Origin of the sequence: Planotetraspora thailandica (assembly GCF_016863335.1) — a bacterium.
Classification (GTDB): Bacteria; Actinomycetota; Actinomycetes; order Streptosporangiales; family Streptosporangiaceae; genus Planotetraspora; species Planotetraspora thailandica.
Window position 1 is genome coordinate 25,326 of sequence record NZ_BOOR01000016.1, and the last position, 21,483, is coordinate 46,808.

Annotated in this window: 21 protein-coding genes and 1 pseudogene; 13 read left to right on the top strand and 9 right to left on the bottom strand. The window is 70.1% G+C overall.

Annotated elements, in window-relative coordinates:
• Nucleotides 1-397: 397 nt before the first annotated feature.
• Nucleotides 398-1,387: a non-homologous end-joining DNA ligase gene (gene ligD / locus Pth03_RS12855; RefSeq protein ID WP_239118994.1), complete on the top strand. Its 990-nt coding sequence runs from the start codon at nt 398-400 to the stop codon at nt 1,385-1,387.
• 49 nt (nt 1,388-1,436) lie between these two features.
• Here ligD and Pth03_RS12860 read toward each other — a convergent pair whose 3' ends face one another.
• The gene (locus Pth03_RS12860; RefSeq protein WP_203944450.1) at nt 1,437-2,915 is read right to left on the bottom strand and encodes a M1 family metallopeptidase; all 1,479 of its coding nucleotides are present in this window, start codon (nt 2,913-2,915) and stop codon (nt 1,437-1,439) included.
• Nucleotides 2,916-3,054: 139 nt separating this feature from the next.
• Here Pth03_RS12860 and Pth03_RS12865 point away from each other — a divergent pair, with 139 nt between their 5' ends.
• From Pth03_RS12865 to Pth03_RS12875, 3 genes are all read left to right on the top strand, one after another.
• Nucleotides 3,055-3,252 carry a hypothetical protein gene (locus tag Pth03_RS12865; protein ID WP_203944451.1) on the top strand — a complete coding sequence of 66 codons (198 nt, stop codon included), beginning with the start codon at nt 3,055-3,057 and terminating at the stop codon, nt 3,250-3,252.
• 2 nt (nt 3,253-3,254) lie between these two features.
• On the top strand, nt 3,255-3,596 hold the full coding sequence (locus tag Pth03_RS12870; RefSeq protein WP_203944452.1) for an ArsR/SmtB family transcription factor: 342 nt from the start codon (nt 3,255-3,257) through the stop codon (nt 3,594-3,596).
• A gap of 68 nt (nt 3,597-3,664) precedes the next feature.
• Entirely contained in the window at nt 3,665-5,302 is a 1,638-nt protein-coding gene (locus Pth03_RS12875) for a SulP family inorganic anion transporter (RefSeq protein ID WP_203944515.1), read from the top strand.
• 54 nt (nt 5,303-5,356) lie between these two features.
• Here Pth03_RS12875 and Pth03_RS12880 read toward each other — a convergent pair whose 3' ends face one another.
• From Pth03_RS12880 to Pth03_RS12890, 3 genes are all read right to left on the bottom strand, one after another.
• Nucleotides 5,357-5,875 carry an ATP-binding protein gene (locus Pth03_RS12880; protein WP_203944453.1) on the bottom strand — a complete coding sequence of 173 codons (519 nt, stop codon included), beginning with the start codon at nt 5,873-5,875 and terminating at the stop codon, nt 5,357-5,359.
• A gap of 191 nt (nt 5,876-6,066) precedes the next feature.
• Nucleotides 6,067-6,861 carry an SAM-dependent methyltransferase gene (locus Pth03_RS12885; RefSeq protein ID WP_203944454.1) on the bottom strand — a complete coding sequence of 265 codons (795 nt, stop codon included), beginning with the start codon at nt 6,859-6,861 and terminating at the stop codon, nt 6,067-6,069.
• Nucleotides 6,862-6,986: 125 nt separating this feature from the next.
• Nucleotides 6,987-7,367, bottom strand: a complete 381-nt coding sequence (locus tag Pth03_RS12890) for a BlaI/MecI/CopY family transcriptional regulator (RefSeq protein WP_203944455.1) — start codon at nt 7,365-7,367, stop codon at nt 6,987-6,989.
• Nucleotides 7,368-7,628: 261 nt separating this feature from the next.
• Here Pth03_RS12890 and Pth03_RS12895 point away from each other — a divergent pair, with 261 nt between their 5' ends.
• Complete coding sequence (locus Pth03_RS12895; RefSeq protein ID WP_203944456.1) at nt 7,629-8,354, top strand: DedA family protein; 726 nt, start codon at nt 7,629-7,631, stop codon at nt 8,352-8,354.
• Nucleotides 8,355-8,422: 68 nt separating this feature from the next.
• Here Pth03_RS12895 and Pth03_RS41420 read toward each other — a convergent pair whose 3' ends face one another.
• From Pth03_RS41420 to Pth03_RS12905, 3 genes and pseudogenes are all read right to left on the bottom strand, one after another.
• On the bottom strand, nt 8,423-8,959 hold the full coding sequence (locus tag Pth03_RS41420) for an alpha/beta fold hydrolase (RefSeq protein WP_239118995.1): 537 nt from the start codon (nt 8,957-8,959) through the stop codon (nt 8,423-8,425).
• Between the two features lie 31 nt (nt 8,960-8,990).
• Nucleotides 8,991-9,305: pseudogene (locus tag Pth03_RS42055) on the bottom strand (alpha/beta fold hydrolase); the annotation flags it as partial.
• Between the two features lie 36 nt (nt 9,306-9,341).
• A complete protein-coding gene (locus tag Pth03_RS12905; RefSeq protein ID WP_203944458.1) occupies nt 9,342-9,824 on the bottom strand; it encodes a MarR family winged helix-turn-helix transcriptional regulator in 483 nt (160 codons plus the stop codon).
• 159 nt (nt 9,825-9,983) lie between these two features.
• Between Pth03_RS12905 and Pth03_RS12910 the strand changes: the two genes are divergently transcribed.
• Complete coding sequence (locus Pth03_RS12910) at nt 9,984-10,589, top strand: ester cyclase (protein WP_203944459.1); 606 nt, start codon at nt 9,984-9,986, stop codon at nt 10,587-10,589.
• Nucleotides 10,590-10,694: 105 nt separating this feature from the next.
• Here Pth03_RS12910 and Pth03_RS12915 read toward each other — a convergent pair whose 3' ends face one another.
• The gene (locus Pth03_RS12915; RefSeq protein WP_203944460.1) at nt 10,695-12,311 is read right to left on the bottom strand and encodes a phosphodiester glycosidase family protein; all 1,617 of its coding nucleotides are present in this window, start codon (nt 12,309-12,311) and stop codon (nt 10,695-10,697) included.
• Nucleotides 12,312-12,524: 213 nt separating this feature from the next.
• Between Pth03_RS12915 and Pth03_RS12920 the strand changes: the two genes are divergently transcribed.
• The 7 genes from Pth03_RS12920 (at nt 12,525) to Pth03_RS12950 (ending at nt 18,745) form a co-directional block, all read left to right on the top strand.
• On the top strand, nt 12,525-13,211 hold the full coding sequence (locus Pth03_RS12920) for a hypothetical protein (RefSeq protein WP_203944461.1): 687 nt from the start codon (nt 12,525-12,527) through the stop codon (nt 13,209-13,211).
• A 66-nt stretch (nt 13,212-13,277) separates the two neighbouring features.
• Nucleotides 13,278-14,000: an SCO family protein gene (locus Pth03_RS12925; protein WP_203944462.1), complete on the top strand. Its 723-nt coding sequence runs from the start codon at nt 13,278-13,280 to the stop codon at nt 13,998-14,000.
• Nucleotides 13,997-14,476, top strand: coding sequence for a copper chaperone PCu(A)C (locus Pth03_RS12930; RefSeq protein WP_203944463.1), 480 nt, complete (start codon nt 13,997-13,999; stop codon nt 14,474-14,476). The genes Pth03_RS12925 and Pth03_RS12930 overlap by 4 nt, the downstream gene beginning before the upstream one ends.
• Entirely contained in the window at nt 14,473-15,693 is a 1,221-nt protein-coding gene (locus Pth03_RS12935; protein WP_203944464.1) for a Dyp-type peroxidase, read from the top strand. The genes Pth03_RS12930 and Pth03_RS12935 overlap by 4 nt, the downstream gene beginning before the upstream one ends.
• A gap of 35 nt (nt 15,694-15,728) precedes the next feature.
• Nucleotides 15,729-16,442, top strand: coding sequence for a DsbA family protein (locus tag Pth03_RS12940; protein ID WP_203944465.1), 714 nt, complete (start codon nt 15,729-15,731; stop codon nt 16,440-16,442).
• Nucleotides 16,443-16,587: 145 nt separating this feature from the next.
• On the top strand, nt 16,588-17,508 hold the full coding sequence (locus tag Pth03_RS12945) for an SDR family NAD(P)-dependent oxidoreductase (protein WP_203944466.1): 921 nt from the start codon (nt 16,588-16,590) through the stop codon (nt 17,506-17,508).
• A 163-nt stretch (nt 17,509-17,671) separates the two neighbouring features.
• Nucleotides 17,672-18,745 carry a class I SAM-dependent methyltransferase gene (locus Pth03_RS12950; RefSeq protein WP_203944467.1) on the top strand — a complete coding sequence of 358 codons (1,074 nt, stop codon included), beginning with the start codon at nt 17,672-17,674 and terminating at the stop codon, nt 18,743-18,745.
• A gap of 74 nt (nt 18,746-18,819) precedes the next feature.
• On the opposite strand, the gene Pth03_RS12955 is transcribed toward Pth03_RS12950, so the two are convergent.
• Nucleotides 18,820-21,477 carry a bifunctional acetate--CoA ligase family protein/GNAT family N-acetyltransferase gene (locus tag Pth03_RS12955; protein WP_203944468.1) on the bottom strand — a complete coding sequence of 886 codons (2,658 nt, stop codon included), beginning with the start codon at nt 21,475-21,477 and terminating at the stop codon, nt 18,820-18,822.
• Between the last annotated feature and the right edge of the window lie 6 nt (nt 21,478-21,483).

Consider the following 21,483-nt stretch of genomic DNA (forward strand, 5'->3'; position numbering starts at 1 on the left):
CGGGTGTCACCGGCGTGCCCCTCATGACGCAGTCCAACCCGCGCCGCAGGCGGTCCTGCGTCCTCCCCCGGCACGCGGACGAGCAGAGCTGTTGACCGAAAAATGACCCACTCACCGGCGACGCGCCACGATTCGGCCGCCGATCCGGGCCTGCGGCACTGCTAGCGTCGTGCTCGCGCCTCCTCCTTACCGAGGTTCCGCGCAGGTGGGAATCGCTTGGGCCTGGCGTTTCAGAGTTCCCGCCAGGCTGTCCCGCTGCTGAATGAGGGACACGAAGGGCGCCCGTCCTCGGGGGGAGACGGGCGCTCTTCGCCGATCACCATTCGTTCGCCGATACTCCTGCGGCCTGGCCGCGCGCGTCCCCGTACTGATCTCTGCTTGGGGTACCAGGACCGTCGTGGGATCGCTCCCCGCGTACGCGCCGATGACGGCCCAGCTCGGCTCCCTGCCTGAGCCGGGCGACGACTACGGCCACGAGATGAAGTGGGACGGCGTCCGGGTGCTGGCCTACGTGGAGAGCCGCGGCCTCAGGCTGATGTCCCGCAACGGCAAGGACGTCACCGTCGCCTATCCGGAGGTCTACCCGCTCGCCGGCGCGACCGGCGGGCACGACTGCGTCCTCGACGGGGAGATCGTGGCGTTCGACGAGGCCGGTCGGCCCTCGTTCGGGCGGCTCCAGCCGCGGATGCACCAGCGGAACAGAGACAAGATCGTACAGCTGGTGCGGCTCGTGCCCGTCACCTATCTCGTCTTCGACATCCTGCACCTCGACGCCTCGACGTCGATCGGCATGCCGTACGTGGAACGGCGCAGGCTGCTCGAAGAGGTGGTCACGCCGGGCGCGCGGTGGCAGGTGCCGGGATGGTTCAACGACGCGGGGCGGACCGCGCTCGACATGTCGCGGCAGATGGGCCTGGAAGGCGTGGTCGCCAAGCGGCTCGACTCGCCCTACCGGCCGGGACGGCGCTCGCCCGACTGGACGAAGGTCAAAAACTTCGCCACGCAGGAGGTCGTGATCGGCGGATGGAAGCCGGGCGGCGGACGCCGCGAGGGCATGATCGGGTCGCTGCTGCTCGGCGTCCACGACGAGGCGGGACGGCTGGTGTTCGCCGGCCACGTCGGGACCGGGTTCACCGAGGCCGCGCTCCGGGACCTCCGCGAGATGCTCGCGCCGCTGGGGCGGCCGGGTTCCCCGTTCGACGGGCCGGTGCCGCGCGAACACGCCAGGAACGCGCACTGGGTGGAGCCGCGGCTCGTCGGCGAGGTGCAGTACGGCGAGTGGACCGGCGACGGGTACCTGAGGCACCCGTCGTGGCGCGGGCTGCGGCCGGACAAGACCCCGGCCGAAGTGGTGCGGGAAGACCGCCGCGGCCGGCACGCCGACTGACCGGCGACGCGGAGGACGGCTCCCCTGCCGGGGAGCCGCCCCTCGCCTTCTACGCCTTACTCTCCTTCAGCGACTTCGGCGGGGTGGTACGGGAGTCCAGCCAGGCGTCGATGAGCTTGGTGAAGTCCTTGCCGGTGAACTTGTTGACGAACTCGGTGAACGACTCACGGGTCTGCTGGGTGTTCTTGTGCTCCTGCGCCCAGGCGCGGGCCAACGCGAAGAACTTCTTGTCGCCGATCGCGCTCTGCAACTGGCGGAGCATCGCCGCCCCGCAGATGTACACGTTGCTCATGGCGAACTCCGACGGCTTGGGGTGACCAGGCGGGCCGTACTGCTTGCGCAGGGCCGCGTCGGACTGCCGCAACCAGGCGTCTAGGTCGGCGTCGGTCGCGTGGGCCGTTTCCTTCTGGTAGACCAACTGGGCGTACTCTGCCCAGCCCTCGTTGAGCCACAGGTCCTGCCAATCGGCCGGCGTGACGGCGTCGCCGAACCACTGGTGGGCGTATTCGTGCACGACGTCCAGCTCGAACTGGTCCGCGCCGAAGGAGAGCACGGCGGACCCCAGGGTGACCATCTGCTGGGTCTCCATCCCCGATTCGGACTCCACCATGACGACGCCACCGCTGGGGAAGGGGTAGGGGCCGAACTTCTTCTCCAGCCAGGTCAGGTACTTCGGGGACTTCTTCAAGATCGGGAGGGCACGCTTGTCGCTCGGCCGGTACCAGTAGGTCAGCGGCAGCCCGTGGGGGCCCTTCGCGGTGACCTTCTTGTACTTCCCGACGGCGAGCGTCGTCAGGTACGACGCGACCGGATCGGTGCTCTGGTAGCGGAAGGTGTTTCCGTCCTGCCCCTTGGGGGTGCCGCTCGCGATGCCGGACCAGCCCTTCGGCACCGTCACGGCGATGTCGTAGAGCGCCTCGTCCGACGGCTGGTCGTTCGCCGGATACCAGGTGAACGCCCCGTACGGCTCCTGCATCGTCCACAGGCCGCCGGCCTTGTCGACGGTCAGCCCCAGCGGTTCGGAGTCGCCACGCTTCGACGGCATCGGGACGGTCTTCGGCTTGCCGTGGTAGGCCACGACGAGGGTGAACGGCTTGTCCTTGGTGACAGGGGTTGCGACGGTGAGCTTCTCCTTGGTCACCTCCCCTGTCGCAGGGGCGTCGTCGACTGTCACCGAGTCGATCGTGTAGGGCACAAGGTCGAGGCTGAACGACTGCGCGTCCTTCGTCGGCCGGATCTGCAGGGTCGCCTTGCCGGTGAGAACACGCTTCGACGGCGACCAGTCCAGCGCGAGGTCGTAGTGGAGCACGTCGAGGGCGTCGGTGCCCCTCTTCGGGTAGATCGGGTCGCTGACGGGCGTGGACTGCCCGTCCTTCCAGGCCGCGTACGTGTCCACAGACGGGGTCGGCGACGGGGCGGCGGAGGCGGCGCCGGAGGAAGCGGGCTCGGGGGCGGCGGAGGGCTCGGCCGTGCAGGCGGTTATGAGCAACGCCGGCACGAGCGCGGCGTAAAGGAGAGGGCGATACACGGACGCCAACCGTACCGGTCATGATCAGTGAACGAAAAGCGTTATTTGTCGCCTACGTCCGACTCTCCGGGTTAGGAATTGCGAATTTACGCAATTAGCGGCACCATGAAGTCCGCCGAAACCGACGGAGAGGGATGCCATGAGTGGGCCGTTCGCCGCTGCGATCAGGGAGCGGGCGCGTCTGGCGCGGGCGGCGCTCGAGCAGGCCCGCCGCGACGGCGACGCCGACGATCTCATCGTCGCCGAAGGAGAATGGGAGGACGTCGTGCGGCTGGCCCGCGCGCACGGTGTTCCGATCGGCGTCGAGGAAGCCGCGCCTGGCGAGGGGACGATCTGATGATGTCGGTGCCGTTGTACGAGGCGAAGGCCGAGCTGTTCCGCCTGCTCGGGCACCCCGTACGGATCCGCGTCCTTGAGCTGCTGCAGGACGGGCCCATGCCGGTGCGAGAGCTTCTCGCCGCCATCGAGGTGGAGCCGACAGGCCTGTCGCAGCACCTCGCCGTCCTGCGCCGGTCGAGCATGGTGACCGCCCACCGCGACGGATCCACCGTGGTGTACGCCCTGGCCGGGGGCGATGTGGCCGATCTGCTGCGGGCGGCCCGCAAGCTCCTGACGCAGAAGCTCACCGGGCAGAACGAGTTGCTGACCGAGCTGCTCGACACGGAGACTGGCGTTCGGTGAGCACTCTTCTCTCCTCGGGCCTGTCCCGGGTGCGCTCGGTGCTGCCCGAGCGCGCGGAACTCGCCGCCATGGCCCGCCGCCCGCGCCGCGACCTGCTGGCCGGGCTCACGGTGGCGATCGTCGCGTTGCCGCTGGCGCTCGGATTCGGCATCTCCTCCGGCATGGGAGCCGAAGCGGGGCTGGCCACCGCCGTGATCGCCGGTGCGGTCGCGGCCGTGTTCGGCGGTTCAGGCTTGCAGGTGTCCGGTCCCACCGGTGCGATGACCGTGGTTCTGGTGCCGATCGTGCACCAGCACGGCGCCTCGGGCGTTCTGACGGTCGGCGTGCTGGCCGGTCTGCTGCTCGTCGCGCTCGCCCTGGGCCGTGCGGGAAAGTACATGGCCCTGGTCCCCGCCCCCGTGATCGAGGGCTTCACCATCGGCATCGCCTGCGTGATCGGCCTGCAGCAGGTGCCTGCGGCCCTCGGCGTGCCGGTGCCCGAGGGTGACAAGGTCATCGTGGTGGCCTGGCGGGCCGCGGCCGACTTCGTCGCCCATCCGCAGTGGTGGGCGGTGGCCATCGCCGTCGCCGTGGCCCTGCTGATGCTCGCAGGCGCGCGAATTCGGCCCGCGTTCCCGTTCTCGCTGGTCGCCGTCGTCGTCGCCACGGTCGCCGCGGAGCTGGGCGGCCTGCCCGTGTCGCGAATCGGAGACCTTCCCGCCGGGCTGCCCTCTCCCTCCCTGTCCTTCCTCGACCTGAGCGCGCTGCCGTCGCTGCTCGCCCCCGCGGTCGCGGTCGCCGCGCTCGCCGCCCTGGAGTCGCTGTTGTCGGCCGCGGTCGCCGACGGCATGAGCGTCAACCACCGGCACGATCCCGACCGCGAGCTGTTCGGCCAGGGCCTGGCCAACCTGGCCGCCCCGCTGTTCGGCGGCGTCCCGGCGACGGGGGCCATCGCCCGTACCGCGGTCAACGTGCGCTCCGGCGCCGGCTCCCGGCTCGCCGCCCTGGCCCACGCCGGCATCCTGGCCGTCATCGTCTACACCGCCGCCGGCCTGGTGTCCCGCATCCCGCTGGCCGCGCTCGCCGGCGTGCTGCTGGCCACGTCGATCCGGATGGTGGAGGCCGGGTCGGTCAAGGCGATGATCCGGGCGACCCGCGGAGACGCGGCGGTGCTGGTCCTGACCGCGGTCGCCACCGTGGCCCTCGACCTCGTCCAGGCCGTGATACTCGGCCTGATCGTGGCCGGCGCCCTGGCCCTGCGTGCCGTCGCCCGCGACGTCCGCCTCGACGAGGTCCCGATCCGTCCTGATCTGTCCGGCGACCACACCGATGAGGAACACGCGCTGCTCGCCGAGCACATCGTGGCCTACCGGCTGGACGGACCATTGTTCTTCGCCGCCGCCCACCGCTTCCTGCTCGAGCTGTCCGAGGTCGCCGCCGTCTCCGTGGTGATCCTGCGCATGTCCCGCGTCACCGCCGTGGACGCGAGCGGCGCCCTGGTGCTCGGCGACGCCATCCGGCGCCTGGAACACCGCGGCGTCACCGTCTACGTCTCCGGCATCCGCGACGGCCACCACCAGCCGCTGCGCGCTCTCGGTGTCATCGCGCGGCTCGACGAAGCCGGGCGGGTCTTCGCGACCACCCCCGAAGCGATCTCCGCCGCCCGCGACCGGCTGCACCACGCCGGCGTCCTCACCGCCGCCTCGCGCGACGTCGTGCCAGGGTGAACGTGCCAGGGTGACGCCCGGCCGGAAGGAGAGGCCCCGGCCCGGCGTGCGCGGTCAGGAGCGAGCCGCCATCTCGAACCAGACGACCTTGCCCGAGTAGGTGCGGACCGAGCCCCACCGGAGGGACAGACGCTCGAGCAGGAGGAGTCCCCTGCCGCTCGTCTCGTCCGCATCGGGCTGCCGCATGCGCGGAAGCTCCGGGCTCAGGTCGTTCACCTCGCATCGGAGGACACCGTCGATGAGGGACAGGGTCAGGAGCGGCTTCCCCCACGCGTGGTGCAGGGCATTGGTGATCAATTCGTCGGCGAGCAACTCCGCGACGTCGATCTGATCCGGCACCTGCCACCCGGTCAGGGTCTCGCCGATCAGGTGGCGGGCCTGCGTCACCGCGGCCGGCTCGTCCGGCAGGACCCACGTCACGCGGCGGCCGGGCACCGGTCGCCGGGCCGGTTGCGGGGCCGGTCGCGGGGCGGCGCGATACCGCTGGGCGCCGCCGAGCGACGCGTCGAAGGCCGGATCCATGTGCGGACGCGGCGCCGAGGCGGGCTCGGCGGAAAGGGTCGTCGCGGTCATGGCTGCCTTCTCTCCTGCGGCTGTGGTCCCTTTCAGGATTCCGCCGCGGATGCTCGCCGTCTTCGACGGCAGCACCCAATCCCGCCGTGCAGGCAGCATCCATCGCAGATCCCGGAAGCCGGAGCTCCGCGGTTCCCGCTAGCCGGAATGCCCAGGGTCCGGGCCCGTCCTGCCGTACGGCCGGCGCCTGGTCAGCGCAGACGGCCGACGCCGCCGTATCCCACCGACGCCGTCCGCTGGAAGACCGGCTCGTCCTCGTCGGGCCGCCAGTCCTCCGGATAGACCAGGCCTGGCTCGACCAGCTCGTATCCGTCGAAGAACCGCTCGATCTCGGCGTGGCTGCGCAGCGCGAGTGATGCCGTCGCCTTCTCGTATATCTCGAGGGCCTCGGGCGTCATGTCGGGCCGTGCGTCGCGCGCGTGCGAGATCGCCAAGTAGCTGCCCGGCGCGCTCACGGCTCGCAGCTTCTCCACGATCTCGTACGGCTTGGCCGCGTCCGGGACGAAATGCAGCACGGCGTAGAGCATGAACGCGACCGGCTGCCCGAAGTCGACCAGCCCGTCGAGCTTCGCCAGCAGGTCGCCGGGATTCCGTACGTCGGCCTCCACGACGGACACCAGCGCGCCGTCGCTGAGCAGCGCCCGCGCGTGCGCGCACACGACCGGGTCGTAGTCCACATAGACCACGCGGGTGTCGGGAGCGCTCCGGTGGGCGATCTCGTGGACGTTGCCCTGCGTCGGCAACCCTGAGCCGATATCGACGATCTGCCGCACCCCGGCGTCGACCAGGTATCGCACGGTGCGCGCGAGGAAGGCCCGGTTCTCGACTGCCGACGATCGGGTGTCGGGGAAGATCTTCAGGATGTGCTCGGCGGCCTCCCGGTCGGCCGCGAAGTGGTCCTTGCCGCCCAGGTAGTAGTCGTACATCCGGGCGACGTTCGGAACGGACGTGTCCACTCCGTCGGGCGCCGGTCGAAGATCTGCCATTTCCACTCCCGATTCACGCATGCCCAAGGTTGCAGATGTACCGGAAAACGATCATATACAACCGTCCGCCTCAAGGACCGGCGCTGAGGCATCCGGCCCCAGCAGAAGCAGACAGACCGCGACGGTCACCGCGAGGCGCCGGCCTCCAGCGCTGCCCGCAGAGCCGCCTCGTCGTCGGCGTCGAGCGCGGTGACGAAGCGCAGCAGGATCTCGTTGCGATCGGCTCCGGCGTCCAGAGCGGCCCGCATCTGCTCGGCGGCCGCCTCCGCCGCGCCCTTCACCGGCCTGTACGTCGAGCGGCCCGCCGGCCCCAGCCGATGAACCTGTCCCTTGCCGTGTAGCCGGGAGAGGATGGTGTGGACGGTGTTGTAGGCGAGATCGCCGCCCACGGCCGCCTGAACTTCGATCGCGGTCATCGGGCCGTCGGCCGCCCACAACGCACCCAGGATCTCGCTTTCCAGCTGGCCCGCCGACCGTCTCGACCGGCCCGCATCCCTGGGCGCCATCACACCTCGATTCGTCGCCACCACCGTACCCGGAGCCACGGGGACACACAGGCCCAGTGTTGTAGGCCTCATCGGGTTCGCCTTCCTCGCGAGCTGGGGCTGAAGCGCTCCTCACCGGCGCGGGGCCACAGTGACCTGGGTGACCATTACATCGTGTAGGGTCACGTGGTACCTCACCTGGCAAAACATCTGAATGCATACAAGGGAGACCGTGGTGGACGTGCCCGTCGGATCGTCCTGCGCAGCGTCGGCACGGTTCGCATGAGCGCGGGAGTGCCCGAGGCGCTGGCCGACGGTGTCGCCGGCCTTCTCAACCCGACGTCGCTGCTGCAGGCCTTCGGAGTGGCGGGTGTGGCGATCACGTTGTTCGCCGAGACAGGCCTGCTCCTCGGCTTCTTCCTGCCAGGCGACTCGCTGCTGTTCCTCGCCGGCATCGCCGCCTCACCGGTGGCGCGTGACATCGTCGGCGTCCAGTTGAATCTGCCGCTGCTCCTTGCGGCCGCCCCCCTGTCCGCGATCATCGGCGCCCAGCTCGGCCACCTGCTCGGAACACGCTTCGGCAGACGGCTGTTCGCGCGACCCGACTCGCGCCTGTTCAAGGCCGCCTACGTGGCGCGCGCCGAGGCGTACTTCGACCAGTACGGCCCCGCCAAGGCGGTGGTGCTGGCCCGCTTCATCCCCGTCGTACGGACGCTGCTCAATCCGGTCGCCGGTGTCCTCGGCATGCCGGTCGGGCGTTTTCTCCGCTGGAACATCGTGGGCGGCCTGGTGTGGACCGAGGCGATCCTCCTCGCCGGTTACCTGCCTGCCGCTGCGCTGCGCGACACCGTGAGCGCGCAGAACATCGACAACTACCTCTTGCCCGTCATCGCGGTGATCGTGTTGATCTCTCTGGCGCCTCTGCTCATCGAAGCGTTGCGACACCGGCGTGCCGGTCGCACCGTACGGGGACCCGAGTCGGCGACCATCGGCGAAGAGCGCCCCTGAGCGGGCGCCTCCACAGGCACCTCCGTACGGCGAAGGGCGTCCGCGGGGAAATCACACGGCGGCGACGGTCATGTGCCGGCCCCGGAGGCCGCCACGGACCTCCGGATGATCTCCGCCGTTCCGGACGGGTCCTCGGTGATGGGCGAATGCCCGGCGCCGGGCACGACTTCGACGGTGGCGTCAGGCATGGCCCGGTACCGGTCGCACGACTCGGCGCTGCGGAACACCTGGTCGCGTTCCCCGAATATGACGAGGGCAGGCGTTCCGAGCGCGGGAATGCGCACATCGAGAGGCCGCTCGGCGACGTACCGCTCCTTCTCTTCCTGGGTGCCGAGAAAGCAGGCGTACTGCACGGCCCGCACATCCCATACCGGCTGGGTGACGTCGTCGAAGGCCGAGGCCACAGATGCGCCGGGGGCGAGGAATCCCATGACGACCTTGCGGGACACCGACGGCGGCAGGCCGCGGAACAGCAGCGGGCCGAGCACGGGAAGCCTGAGCAGCGCGTTGATGGCGGGAGGGTCGGCGACGGAGTAGTCCGGCCCCTCGCCGACGACGACGAGCCGTGACACCGCCGTTCCCTGTTCGTTGAGCGAGATCGCCACGTCCGCCCCCAGGGAGTGGCAGGGAGTGGCCGACCACGACGGGGTTCGCCACGCCGACCCGGTCCAGCACCGCACCCAGCACGCGCGCCTGGTCTTCCGGTGCGTATCCGCGATCGGGCTTGCTGGAGAACCCGTGTCCGAGCAGGTCCGTCCGGATCAGCCGGAAGTCCCCGGCGAGCAGGGGGACCAGCCGGTCGAACCACCGCATCGAGCCGAGGAACCCGTGCACCAGGACCATCGCGGGCGCGTCGCGGGGGCCGTCCTCGCGAACATGGATCGTGTGGTCGCCGACGGACTCCATCCACCCGATCGGCGCCGGGCCAGGTCTGTTCGGTTGATTCGTCATCGCGTGCGCTTTCGAGTTCGGTGCCGGCGGCTCACATCACCGGGGCCGGGGGCCTTCTGCCGCCCCGAGCGCCGACGCGGTGTCGCGGAGCCGGTCGAGCAGCCCGTCCAGCGTCGCCAGGTCCTGTTCGCCGAAGTCCGCGAAGACGCGGCGCAGGTCCATGGCATGACCCTGGAGCGCCTCGTCGAGCTTGGCCCGTCCGGTGTCGGTGATGGCGGCATAGGACACCCGGCGGTCGGTGGGGCATGGCCGCCGCTCGACGTATCGGGCGGCCTGCATGCCGTCGACGAGCCGGGTCACTCCGCCGGTGGTGAGCGTGATCTGCTCGGCCAGATTGCCCATCGTCATCTGTCCCTCATCGGAGCGCGCCAGCCGGATCAGCACTTCGAACCACACGTGCGGCAAGCCGTACCGAGACTCGAGCGCCTGGCCGAGCCATCGTTCGAGCCGGCTGGACGCCTCGAACAGCCGTCCGAACGTGGTGATCAGCGGGTCGTCGATGGCACTCGATGAGGTCACGGGGGAAGCCTACCGGAACATCACTGAGCACTCATTGGCTGATCAGTCAATATTTGCGCAGTCAGATAAATTGCCCTACGGTGCAGATATCTGACCAGTCAGGTAACTGACCGTGACGTCACGCGCTCCGACTTCCACACGTTTCGCGAAGGGTCTGCCATGGATCGTCGTTCACTCATCAAGAACAGCGGGGTCGCCGCGTTCGGCGCGCTCGCGCTCACCGCATTCGCAAGCGGAGCCGACGTCGCCGAGGCGGCCGCGCGCCACGCGGCGCTGCTGCCGGATCCCACCACCGACCCGGTTCCGAACCCGCCCCTCCCCCAGGGCCTCACGGCGTCGGAGCGCACGCACCTGAGGATCTTCGACGAGCTCGACTTCGACGTCTTCACCCATCAGGACTGGGACCGGTTCAGCGAGAGCCACGCCCAGAACATCCGGGTTCACTGGCCCGACGGGCACTTCACCGACGGGCTCGACGCTCATGTCGCGGACATGAAGTCCTTGTTCGTCTGGGCGCCGGACACCCGTATCAAGGAGCATGCGCTCCGTATCGCCATGGGTGAGCTGACCGCCGTCATGGGAGTCATGCGCGGCACCTTCACCCGCCCGATGCCGGACGGGCAGGGCGGCTTCATCAAGCCGACCGGCAAGAGCTACGCGATCAACATGACCACCATCGGCATCTGGAACAAGCAGCCGCGCATGAGCGAGGAGTTCCTCTTCTGGGACAACCAGACCTTCTACCAGCAGATCGGCGCCGCCTGAGATTCCGTACGGACGCCCCTCACGGCGCCGATCAGGGCGCTGATCAGGGCGCTGATCACAGCGCGGGCCCGGGCCGTCGCGTCGGCCCGGGCCCGCACCGCCGTGTCAGCGGGTGGCGGACAGCACCTGGATCGTGTCGCCCACAGGACGCTCACCGGTTGCGTCGGACGGGCGGTTGACGAGCGCGCCGTTCACCGCCATGGCGGACGAGCCGCCTCCGTCGAGGTTGAGCGCGTCCACCGCGCCGAGGGACCGCATGAAGGCCGCACCCTCGGCGATCGTGAAGCCCTCGCTGCCGCCGCTGAGGCGACCGTCCACGGTCACCAGGAGGAGCCGGCCCTTACGGTCGATGCCGGCCATGGTGCGGGGCTGGCGGTTGTTCGCCCACGCGAAGCCGAAGGACAGGTCCAGCGGGTCTACGGTGCCTTCCGTCGCGGCGTCGATGTGGATCCGCCCGTCCTGGACCAGCGTCGGAGCGGCGCTGACGATGCTGTCGTCCGCGCTGAGCCTGATCCTGCGGCCGTCACCGTCGCGGATGTCCTCCTTCACGGAGATCTTCTTGCCCACCTTCGCGTGGGCGGTCAGCCAGTCGCCCGCCGGGCCGATGCCCTGGAGCACGGTCTGACCGGCCGCGACGGTGCCCGCCCGGCCTCCGACCGACACGACGCGATCCTTGGCGTCCAGCACCACCTGGACGCCGGAGCCGGCCGGCAGGGCGTGGACGTAGTCGTCGGTGAACTTCACCAGGTCGTCGGTCGTGGTGCACGTGGTGTCCTGGCGCGGATCGGCGGTGGGGGTCGCCCCCGGCCGCCCGCAGTTCCGCAGCCGTCCGGGCGTGCGGTTGATGCCTTCGACCGCGTGCTCGGCGTGGCCGGCACGTGCGGTCACGGTGGTGGTGAGATCGGAGATCCGGGCCCGCCGGCCGCCGTCCTGGAGGATCAGCGCCGCACGCGAACCCGCCGCCATCGAGGTCAGTTCGCCGTCGTAGGCGCCGACGCCCGCCAGGGTGCCCTGGACGCCGTCGCTGTCGGAGGTGATGAAGAAGCCGCCGTTGACGCCGACCAGCGAACCGAGCTTGGACGCCACCGAGGAGGTAGTCTCCCGCTGGGTCACGTTGCCGTCGTGGGTGGCCTCGACGGTTCCGCGGAACTTGTGCGGGTCGATGATCGCGATGTTGATGTTCTCCACGTCGGCCGGCTGGTCGGCGTCATAGCCGGTCCACTCCACGACATTGCGGAATCCCGCCGCGCTGATCTTCGACGCCACACTCTGCGCCGCGGCCTGGGTCGGGTAGGAGCCGACCCGGACCCGCACGCCCATGAGCCCGTGCGGCGTGTCGGAGTAGTCCGGCCACGGGATCTCCGTCACCACCGGGTCGAGACCGGCGGCACGCAGCTTGTCCGCCGCCTGCGACGCCCACGACTCCGTTCCCACGACGGCCCACGCCTGGGCGCCGGTGAACCTCGCCTTCACCTCCGCCTGCAGGGTGACGGTCCAGCCCGGAGCGGCGGCGGCATTCCTGAGCGTCCCGGTGCGCACCTCCACACCCGGCGAGACGCTCCGCGTCGTCCACTGCTCCGTGACACCGCCGGTCGTCACCGCGGCGGGCGCGGCCGGCGCGTCCGCCGCGGCCGTTCCGGGGATCGCCAGCGGCGCCACGACGGCCAGAGCGGCCACGCCGAGTGCCAGTCGGGCACGAGCTCTACCTGGACTTCTGTGCATTACCCATCCTCAGGACTCGCCGGATGCCCCGGCTCAAAATGATCCATTTGAAGTCCAGTCCGCCCAGGCGAACGCCGGGGCGAAAGCGCGAGTGTGCAGGCAGACGAGATCGTGAACGATGAGTGGCGCCCCGGCCGCGTCCCGGCCGCGGGCAGACCGGAAGGGGCGGGCTATAAGCTCTGCTCTACACGGCGTAGAGCAGAGGTGGAGGACATGCGCCAGCCTGGATGGTTCCGGATGTTGCGAGCCGGGCTGTTCGCCGTGGTCTGCGTCGGGCTGTCCCAGGCCGGCCACGATCTCATGGCGCCGCGTCCGGTGCCCGCCTGGTCGGTCGCCGTCGCGCTCGGCCTGGTCACGCTGATCGGATACCGGCTGGCGGACCGGGAGCGCTCGATCGGCTGGATCCTGCCCGGTGTGGAGATCGCCCAGCTCTACCTGCACATGTGGTTCGCCTGGACGACCCCGTCGGGGGCGTCCGGCGACGTCGTCCACCTTGCCGACGGCCACAACATGATGGCCGGTCACGCAGGATCGATGGCCGTCATCCATGGGGGCATGTCGACGCCGGCGATGTTCGCCGCGCACGCTCTCGCGGGGGCGTTCGTCGCCGCCTGGCTCTCCGTGGGCGAACGCACGCTGTGGCGGACCCTGCGCGCGCTCTCGTGGATCCTGTCCTCAGGCCTCGGATGGGTCCTGGTCCTCGTCCAGGCGAGACCGCTCACCGTCCGCCTGCCCCCTTCGCGGCCGATCGGCCATGACGATGCCGTTCCCGCCACGGCGCTGCTGCGGCACACGTTGGCGAGGCGCGGGCCTCCGCGCGCGGTGCGAGCTGTCCACATCTCCATCCGGTCACGGCTGATCCGCGCACGCCTCGATCCCGGCACTTCCACGGCCTTCTGATCCCGGCGGGGCGAGCGATCAGCGTGATCGTGTTCGCCCATGTCAAACGCCGAATCAGGAATGACCATGACGTTCATGCGCTCCACCGGTGGCCGCGATCGCCTGCGGCAGGCCGCCGCCGGACTCGCCGCGCTGCTCTTACTCGGCGGCGTCGCCGCCTGCACCACCCAGTCCTCCGGAGCGGATTCCGCCGCCCCCGTACGGGTGCTCGGCCCCTCGTCCGAATTCCACGGAACCTGGCTGCAACAACCGCTTCCCGAGCCCGACGTCACGCTGACCGACACGTCCGGGAAGCCGTTCAACCTGCAGAAGGGCACGGCCGGCCGACTCACCCTCGTCTACTTCGGCTACACCCACTGCCCGGACGTCTGCCCCACCACCATGGCCGACCTCGCCTCGGCGCTGCGGGACATGGCCACGCCCGACCGCGACAAGATCTCGGTCGTCTTCATCACCACCGACCCCGACCGGGACACTCCGGAGGTCATCAAGTCCTGGCTCGCGTCCTTCGACACGTCGTTCGTCGGGCTGACCGGCGGCTATCCGGCGATCCAGTCCGCCGCGAAGTCGCTCGGGATCGCCCTCGAGCAGCCCAAGAGCAAGACCGGCGACTACGAGGTGACCCACGGCGCGGAGGTCATCGCCTTCGACGGCTCCCACCAGGGCCGCCTGATCTTCAGCTCGGGCACGTCGTCCGCCGACTACGCGGCCGACCTGCACAAGCTGCTCGGCCGGGTCTCCCTCGCCGATTCCGCACCGGCCGGCGACGCGGAGGGGGCTGCCTCATGACCAGAACGTCCACCAGGTCGCTCGTGTTCGGCGTGGTCGTGCTCGCCGTCGCCGGTGTGATCGCCTGGGCGGTGACGGGCCGCGCGAGCGAAACGACGATCTCCGATCTGCACGTGACGCAGGCGTATGTGCCGCAACCGGCCTCGCCGGACGTCGCCGCCGCCTACTTCACCATCGCCAACTCCGGTGACACCCCTGCCGTGCTGACCGGCGTCCACGCCGACGTGTCGGACATGTCGATGTTGCACGAGACCAAGGGCACCACCATGACGATGGTCGACGCGGTGACCGTGCCCGCGCACGGCACCTTCGTCCTCAGCCCCGGCCACTACCACGTCATGATCGAGTCTCCGACGCGGGCCCTCAAACCGGGCGATCACGTGACGCTCACGCTCAGCTTCGCGAAGGTCGGCCAGCTCAGCGTGAACGCCCCCGTGATGCCCATCGGCTACCGTCCTCCGGCACAGGGCCGATGAGTCCCGAGAGCACGCCGCGCCGGTTCTCCCGGCGCGGCCTCCTGGCGGCGACGTCGGCGGCCGGTGTCGCGGCCGTCGCGGGAGCGGTGGCCGGGGACGCCACAGCGTCGATCTTCGGAGGGGAGCGTGCCCGCCAGGTGGGCGCGCGGCGCATCCCCTTCGACGGCCGGCACCAGGCGGGCATCCTGGCTCCGCCGGCCGCGCACGGCTGGTTCGCCGCATTCGACGTGGTGCCGGGCGTCACGGTCGGCCAGGTGGAATCCCTGATGCGCACCTGGACCCGCGACGCACGGCTGATGACGGCGGGCGAGCCCGTGGCGGGTGACGACTCCATGGCGCTCGGCCATGGCCCGTCGTCTCTGACGATCACGGTGGGCTTCGGCCCCTCGTTGCTGCGCAAGCTGGACGCGGCCGTTCAGGCAGCGCTCACCCCGATTCCCGCGTTCCCTCGGGACCAGTTGGACCGGGAGCGAAGCGACGGCGACATCGGTGTCCTGCTGACCGCCGACGACGCGATCGTCGTCGCCCACGCCCTGCGGGCGCTCAGCCGTACGGCTCGCGGCACGGCGGCCGTCCGGTGGCAGATGAGCGGATTCAACGCCGCAGATGGCGTCACCGTGGCGCAGGGAGCCACCCCTCGCAACCTCATGGGCCAGGTCGACGGCACGGGGAACCCCAAACCGAGCGATCCGGAGTTCGACGCGCGCATCTTCGCCGACGACGGCCCGGCCTGGATGCACGGCGGCAGCTATCTGGTCTTCCGAAGGATCCGGATGCTGCTCGACTCGTGGGACACCTTGTCCCGCGAGCGGCAGGAACAGGTCATCGGGCGGCGGAAGGACACCGGAGCCCCGCTGTCCGGGGGCACCGAATTCACCCCGTTCGATCTCGACAAGCAGAACCCGGACGGCGGGCTCGCCATCGGTCCCAGCGCACACGTACGGCAGGCCGCCCCCGCCACCTCCGGCACGTGGATCCTCAGAAAGGGGTTCTCCTACTTCGACGGCTACCGAGCCGACGGCGCGCCGGACGCCGGCCTGTTGTTCCTCGCGTTCCAGAACGACCCCCGGCACGGGTTCACCCGAATCCAGCAGCGCCTGGCGCTGGCGGACGAGCTCAGCCGGTTCATCGTGCACGAGTCCAGCGCGCTGTTCGCCGTGCCGTCCGGAACAGACCCGCACGGCTACATCGGACAGAGCCTGTTCGCAGCCCTGTGACCCCTCACCAGCATGTTCTGAAGATCGGGAGCGTTATGAGCAAGTCGAGTCGTGAGCGACTGCGTCTGGAGCGGATCCGGCAGGCGCAGAAGGAGCGCCGCCGCCGGAGGCTGGTGCTCGGGTCCATCGGCGCGGTCGTGGTGGCGGCCGCCGTGGCGGGCGTGCTCGTCCAGGCGATCCGGACGAAACCCACGTCGTACGCGGGCGCACTGGCGCCGGTCAGCGTGCAGGAGGACGGCACGGTCGTCATGGCCCGGCCCGGGGTGACCAAGCCGGTGCTGGACGTCTACGAGGACTTCCAGTGCCCGATCTGCAAGGAGTTCGAGCACATCAACGCCGCCCAGATCAAGCAGTTCGCCGCCGAGGGCAAGATCAAGGTCGTCTACCACCCGATCGCCTTCGTCAACCCCCAGGGGTCGCTGCGGGCCGCCGCCGCGGCGCAATGCGTGCCGAGCGGCTCCTGGATGGCCTACCACGACGAATTGTTCGCCAAGCAGCCGGACGAGCGGATCGCCCTGACGATCGACGATCTGAAGGGCTTCGCCGCGAACGCCAAGATCACCGACCCGGCCGTTCTGTCCTGCATGGAGGCGCAGGGCAACGCCGCCCAGGTGCGGCAACGCACGCAGACGGCCTTGAATTCGATCCCGGGCACGCCCACGCTGCTGCTCGACGGCAAGCAGCTCGGCAACGACCAGGCCCTCACCTCGACCGGCCTGAAAGACGCCCTAGCGGAGCCCGGCAGGTAACAGCGGAGATCACGGCGTCGTCGTGTCGCGCGATCGCCGACGCCGTGATCTGCTCCGCCACCCACCGGCGGCCCAACCTGTCCCTGCCGGTACCGGTGTCAGCGGGGACTTACTGTCCGTGACGGCTCACCCCATCATCGACACCATGACGCAAACCTTGCAGACACCTTTCGGAGCCACCTCGACCTCCGAGGAGGTCCTTGCCGGCGTGAACCTGTCCGGCACCCGCGCCCTGGTGACCGGCGCCAATTCCGGTATCGGCATCGCCACCGCCCGCACCCTGGCCGGCGCCGGAGCCGCCGTCGTGCTGGCCGTACGCGACGTCGAGGCCGGCAAGACCGTCGCCGCCGAGATCACGCAGCTGACGGGCAACCAGGACGTCACCGTCGGCCGTCTGGACCTGGCCGATCCGTCTTCTGTCCGCACGTTCACCGACGCCTGGGACGGCCCGCTGCACATGCTCGTCAACAACGCCGGGATCATGGCGCTGCCCGATCTCACCCGTACCCCGCGGGGCCGGGAGATGCAGTTCCAGGTCAACTTCCTCGGGCACTTCGCCCTGACCCTCGGCCTGCATGACGCGCTCGCCTCCGCCGGAGGGGCCCGCATCGTCTCGCTCAGCTCCAACGCCCACCTGTACTCCCCGGTGATCTTCGACGACCTCGACTACCGCTTCCGGCCGTACAACCCCATCGGGGCCTACGCGGAGTCCAAGACCGCCGACGTGCTCCTCACCGTCGAAGCGACACGACGGTGGTCCGGCGACGGCATCCTGGCCAACGCCGTGCACCCGGGCGCCATCGAGTCCAACCTGCAAAAGCACACCGGCGGAATGCAGACGCCGCCCGACCGCCGCAAGAGCCCCACGCAGGGCGCGGCGACCTCGGTCCTGGTCGCCGCTTCACCGCTCCTGGACGGAATCGGAGGGCGCTACTTCGAGGACTGCAACGAGGCCCCCGTCGTGGACGAACGCCCGGCGCCGTTCGCTGGGGGTGTCGCGCGCTACGCCGTCGACCCCGAGGGCGCCCAACGGCTGTGGAACATCGCCACGGAGCTCGTTTCCTGATCCCGTCATATGTGTGAGGCCAGGTCGTGACGACCCGACCTGGCTCCCCCGCGCCTTGGCCGACCTCAGGCGCGGCACCTGCAGAATCGGTGTTGATAGCGTGGCTGTCGTCGACACTGACCTGCGCGTACGGGAGCTGCATAGCGAAGGACAAACGAAGATCATGAGAGATACCGGCAAAGAACTCGATCAAGATCGCGTCTCGCAGTTCATGGAGCGCGTGGCGTCCGACAGTGCCGCCGCCCTCGCGGGGCTGTGCACGTCCCTCGGTGCTCGGCTCGGTCTGTACACGGCGATGGCCGAGGCCGGGCCGCTGACCTCGGAACAGCTGGCCGAGCGCACCGGCCTCGTCGAACGGTATGTGCGAGAGTGGCTGGCCTCCCAGGTGGCCGGCCAATACGTGCACTACGACGCGGAGACGAGGACCTACTCCCTTCCCGATGAGCACGCGGCCGTGCTGGCGGACGCAACGGCGCCCACGTACCTGATCGGTGCCTTCACCATGCTCAAGCCGCTGTACGGCACGGAGGACGCCTTGGCGGACGCCTACCGTACGGGGGCGGGCGTCGGCTGGCAGGAGCACGAACCCGAACTATTCGAGGGGGTCGCCACGTTCTTCCGCCCCGGCTACTCGGCGATGTTGGTGCAGGAGTGGTTGCCTGCTCTGGACGGCGTCGCGGAGAAACTGGAGCGGGGCGCATCGGTCGCCGACGTCGGATGCGGGTTCGGCTACTCCACCGTGCTCATGGCGCAGGCTTTCCCGACGTCTCGATTCCACGGCTTCGACTTCCACGCCCCGTCGATCCTCGCCGCGCGGAAGGCCGCCGAGGAGCACGGGGTGAGTGACCGCGTGACGTTCGACATAGGCGGCGCCCAAGACTTCTCCGGCGATGACTACGACCTGATCACCTATTTCGACTGCCTGCACGACCTGGGGGATCCCGGTGCGGCCTTCCGCCGCGCCCGGGAGGCGCTGGCCGAAAACGGCACGTGCATGGTGGTCGAACCGAACGCATCGGCCGACCCTCTGGCACTGGTCAACCCGATCGGCCGATCCTTCGCGTCCACCTCCGCCACGCTCTGCCTGCCTGTGGCGATGGCGCAGGAAGGCCCGCAGGCGCTGGGCAATCACGCCGGGGAGGAGGCGATGAGGCGCATTGCCGACGAAGCGGGCCTCCACCGCTGGAGACTCGCCGCGGAAACCCTCACCAACCGCGTCTACGACGTCAGGCGATAGCACCGCCACGCATCGGCCGTACAAGCCGAGCAGATCCGGAACGCCGTCGCGAAACTCGGCCGCCGAAAGCATGGTCAGCGCAGCCGCCGGCGGTACGGAGACGGACGCTCCGCCGCAGGGGCGAGACGCATGCGGACATCCACGGCGACGGCGCCGCCCGGTGTGACGATCACGGGGTTGAGGTCGAGTTCGGCGATCTCGGGAATCTCGTCCATGAGACGGCCGATCGCGACGACATGGGCGGCCAGCGCCTCCGCGTCGACCTCAGGGTTCCCCCGGTATCCGTGCAGCAAGGGCGCGCAGTGGAGCTCGGCGATCATCCGCCCGGCCTCGGCGCGGCTGATCGGGGGCACCCGGAAAGAACGGTCGACCAGCAGTTCGGCGGCCACTCCCCCCATGCCGACCATGATCAGTGCGCCGAACGTCTCGTGCGCGACTCCGCCGACGATCATCTCGACTCCGCCGGGCGCCATGCGCTGGACGAGCGCCCCCGTCATGGCGGGCCCGACACGCTCCGCCATCTCGCGGTAGGCCTGCCGTACCTCGTCCACGCTGCGCAGATCCACCCGCACCCCGCCTACGTCGCTCTTGTGCACAAGGCCGGGACCGGTCGCCTTGAGCACCACCGGCAGCCCCAGCCACGCGACCGCCTCGCAGGCGGAATCCGGCCCGTCGACCGAGATCGCCTCGGCCACCCGGATCCCGTAGCAGTCGAGCAGGCGTGCGGCGGTGGCGTAGTCCAGCCAGCGGCCTTGCGGGTGCTCCGCGAGATCGGTCTCGACGATCTCGCGGGCCGCCGCCGTATGCGCCGGGGGCGTCTCCACGGGAGGGTCGAGCGGCCGCGAGCGCCATGCGGCGTAGTCCGCGGCACGGCCGAGCGCGTGCACCGCCTGCTCGGGGAAGGCGTAGGCCGGCACGTTCGCCCCGATCAGCCCGTCCTGCCCGAGCACGCACGCGAGCACGGTCTTGCCCGCACCTTCGGCCGCGGCCGCGATGGCCTCCCTCGTCCTCGCCAGGCCCGAGCCGAACGGCGGTGTGTAGACCGCCAGCACGGCGTCGACGCCGGGATCGGCCAGCAGGATCCGCATGGCGTCCGCGAGTTCGGTGGCCTCGCCGTCCGCGGTGAGGTCCACGGGATTGCCGACGGCCGCGGCCGGCCGGAGCCGGGCCCGCAACGCCTCCCTGGACGCCTCCGACAGTTCGGGAACGACGAGGCCCCGCCGTTCGCACGCGTCAGCCGTCATGGCCTGCGGCCCGCCGGAGTTTCCCACGATCGCGACCCTGCGGCCGGCCGGAAGAGGCTGCGAAGCGAGCAGCCGCGCGGTGTCGAGCATGTCCTGAACGCTGTCTTCGCGGATCGCGCCCGAAGCATGCAGTAAGGCGTCCACCGCCGCGTCCGGCGTCGCCGCCGCCGCGGTGTGCGACCGTACGGCACGGCCACCGGCCGTCCCCCTGCCGCTCTTGACGACGACGATCGGCTTCTTGGCGCTCACGCGCCGGGCGATGCGGCCGAACCGGCGCGGATTGCCGAACGACTCCAGGTAGAGCGCGATGACTTCGGTGGCCGGATCGTCCTCCCAGTATTCGAGCAGGTCGTTGCCGCTGACGTCGGCCTTGTTGCCGACGGAGGCGAACGAGGAGATGCCGACGCTCATCTGGGCGGCGCGGTCGATCATCCCGACGGCGACGGCGCCGGACTGCGACATCAGCGCGAGCCTTCCCGCGGGCGGCTGACGGGGAAGGAAGCCGGCGTTGAGCTTCGCGGTCGTGCTCACCACGCCCAGGCAGTTCGGCCCGACCAGGCGCATCCCCGCCTCGCGGCAGATCCTCAGCAGTTCGGCCTCCCGGTCGGCGTGCCCCGCCTCGGCGAAGCCTGCGCTGACCACGACCAGGCTGCGCACGCCGTGCCGTGCGCAGTCGCGGGCGACGTCCTGCACCGCGGCGGCCGGGACGGCGACGACGGCGAGTTCCGCCTGCCCGGGAGCGGCGCTCAGGTCGGGATAGGCCTCCAGTCCCTCCAGGTCGGCCGCCCGGGGGTTGATCGGGTAGATCGGGCCGTCGAAGCCGCCCGCGATCAGGTTGTGCAGCACGCGGTGGCCGACGTTCGCCGGGTCGCGGCCCGCTCCTATCACCGCGACGGAGCGGGGCGCGAACAGACCGGTCAGCGAGTTGCGGTCCGCCTCGTGCGCCCGGGCGTCGATCGCCGTCAGCAACGCGGCGGTGGTCTCGGTGGAGATCCGGAACTCCTCCCATCCGTCGATGTGCCGCCGCCTCGTCTCCAGGCCCGCGTCCTCCAGCATCCGGATCACGCGGGTGTTCTCGGCGAGGACGTCGGCCACGAGTTCCTTGACGCCGTTGTCCGCCGCGTTCAGCGCCAGATGCTCCAGCAAGATGGTGCCTAGCCCGTGTCCGTGCGTCGCGTCGTCCAGCAGCACGCCCAGGTCGGCCTCGGCCGACGCGGCGTCGCCGACCCATTCCGCCACGCCGACCACCCGGCCCGACATGATCGCGACCAGCGCCTGGCCCCGATATCCGGATCCGGTCATCCGGTCCACGTAGGCGTGGGCCGTGGCGGTGCCTCCCGCGGCGAACCTCAGGTAGACGGACTGTCCAGAAGCCCGGTCGACGAGGTCGTGAAGCGCGTCGCGATCATGGGGTTGCAGGGCGCGGACATGCGCGACGCCGCCGTCCCGGAGCAGGACGTCGCATTCCTCGGGCAGAGATCGTCTCATGTGTCC

Excerpts from the sequence above, each read along its gene's own strand:
- Pth03_RS12870 (WP_203944452.1), top strand. The coding sequence starts at position 3,255 with ATGTCGGTGCCGTTGTACGAGGCGAAGGCCGAGCTGTTCCGCCTGCTC.
- Pth03_RS12945 (WP_203944466.1), top strand. The coding sequence starts at position 16,588 with ATGACGCAAACCTTGCAGACACCTTTCGGAGCCACCTCGACCTCCGAG.
- Pth03_RS12910 (WP_203944459.1), top strand. The coding sequence starts at position 9,984 with ATGGATCGTCGTTCACTCATCAAGAACAGCGGGGTCGCCGCGTTCGGC.
- Pth03_RS12875 (WP_203944515.1), top strand. The coding sequence starts at position 3,665 with ATGGCCCGCCGCCCGCGCCGCGACCTGCTGGCCGGGCTCACGGTGGCG.
- Pth03_RS12920 (WP_203944461.1), top strand. The coding sequence starts at position 12,525 with ATGCGCCAGCCTGGATGGTTCCGGATGTTGCGAGCCGGGCTGTTCGCC.
- Pth03_RS12885 (WP_203944454.1), bottom strand. The coding sequence starts at position 6,861 with ATGGCAGATCTTCGACCGGCGCCCGACGGAGTGGACACGTCCGTTCCG.
- Pth03_RS12935 (WP_203944464.1), top strand. The coding sequence starts at position 14,473 with ATGAGTCCCGAGAGCACGCCGCGCCGGTTCTCCCGGCGCGGCCTCCTG.
- Pth03_RS12895 (WP_203944456.1), top strand. The coding sequence starts at position 7,629 with ATGAGCGCGGGAGTGCCCGAGGCGCTGGCCGACGGTGTCGCCGGCCTT.
- Pth03_RS12865 (WP_203944451.1), top strand. The coding sequence starts at position 3,055 with ATGAGTGGGCCGTTCGCCGCTGCGATCAGGGAGCGGGCGCGTCTGGCG.
- Pth03_RS12890 (WP_203944455.1), bottom strand. The coding sequence starts at position 7,367 with ATGGCGCCCAGGGATGCGGGCCGGTCGAGACGGTCGGCGGGCCAGCTG.
- Pth03_RS12950 (WP_203944467.1), top strand. The coding sequence starts at position 17,672 with ATGAGAGATACCGGCAAAGAACTCGATCAAGATCGCGTCTCGCAGTTC.
- Pth03_RS12955 (WP_203944468.1), bottom strand. The coding sequence starts at position 21,477 with ATGAGACGATCTCTGCCCGAGGAATGCGACGTCCTGCTCCGGGACGGC.
- Pth03_RS12940 (WP_203944465.1), top strand. The coding sequence starts at position 15,729 with ATGAGCAAGTCGAGTCGTGAGCGACTGCGTCTGGAGCGGATCCGGCAG.
- Pth03_RS12880 (WP_203944453.1), bottom strand. The coding sequence starts at position 5,875 with ATGACCGCGACGACCCTTTCCGCCGAGCCCGCCTCGGCGCCGCGTCCG.
- Pth03_RS12930 (WP_203944463.1), top strand. The coding sequence starts at position 13,997 with ATGACCAGAACGTCCACCAGGTCGCTCGTGTTCGGCGTGGTCGTGCTC.
- Pth03_RS12925 (WP_203944462.1), top strand. The coding sequence starts at position 13,278 with ATGACGTTCATGCGCTCCACCGGTGGCCGCGATCGCCTGCGGCAGGCC.
- Pth03_RS12915 (WP_203944460.1), bottom strand. The coding sequence starts at position 12,311 with ATGCACAGAAGTCCAGGTAGAGCTCGTGCCCGACTGGCACTCGGCGTG.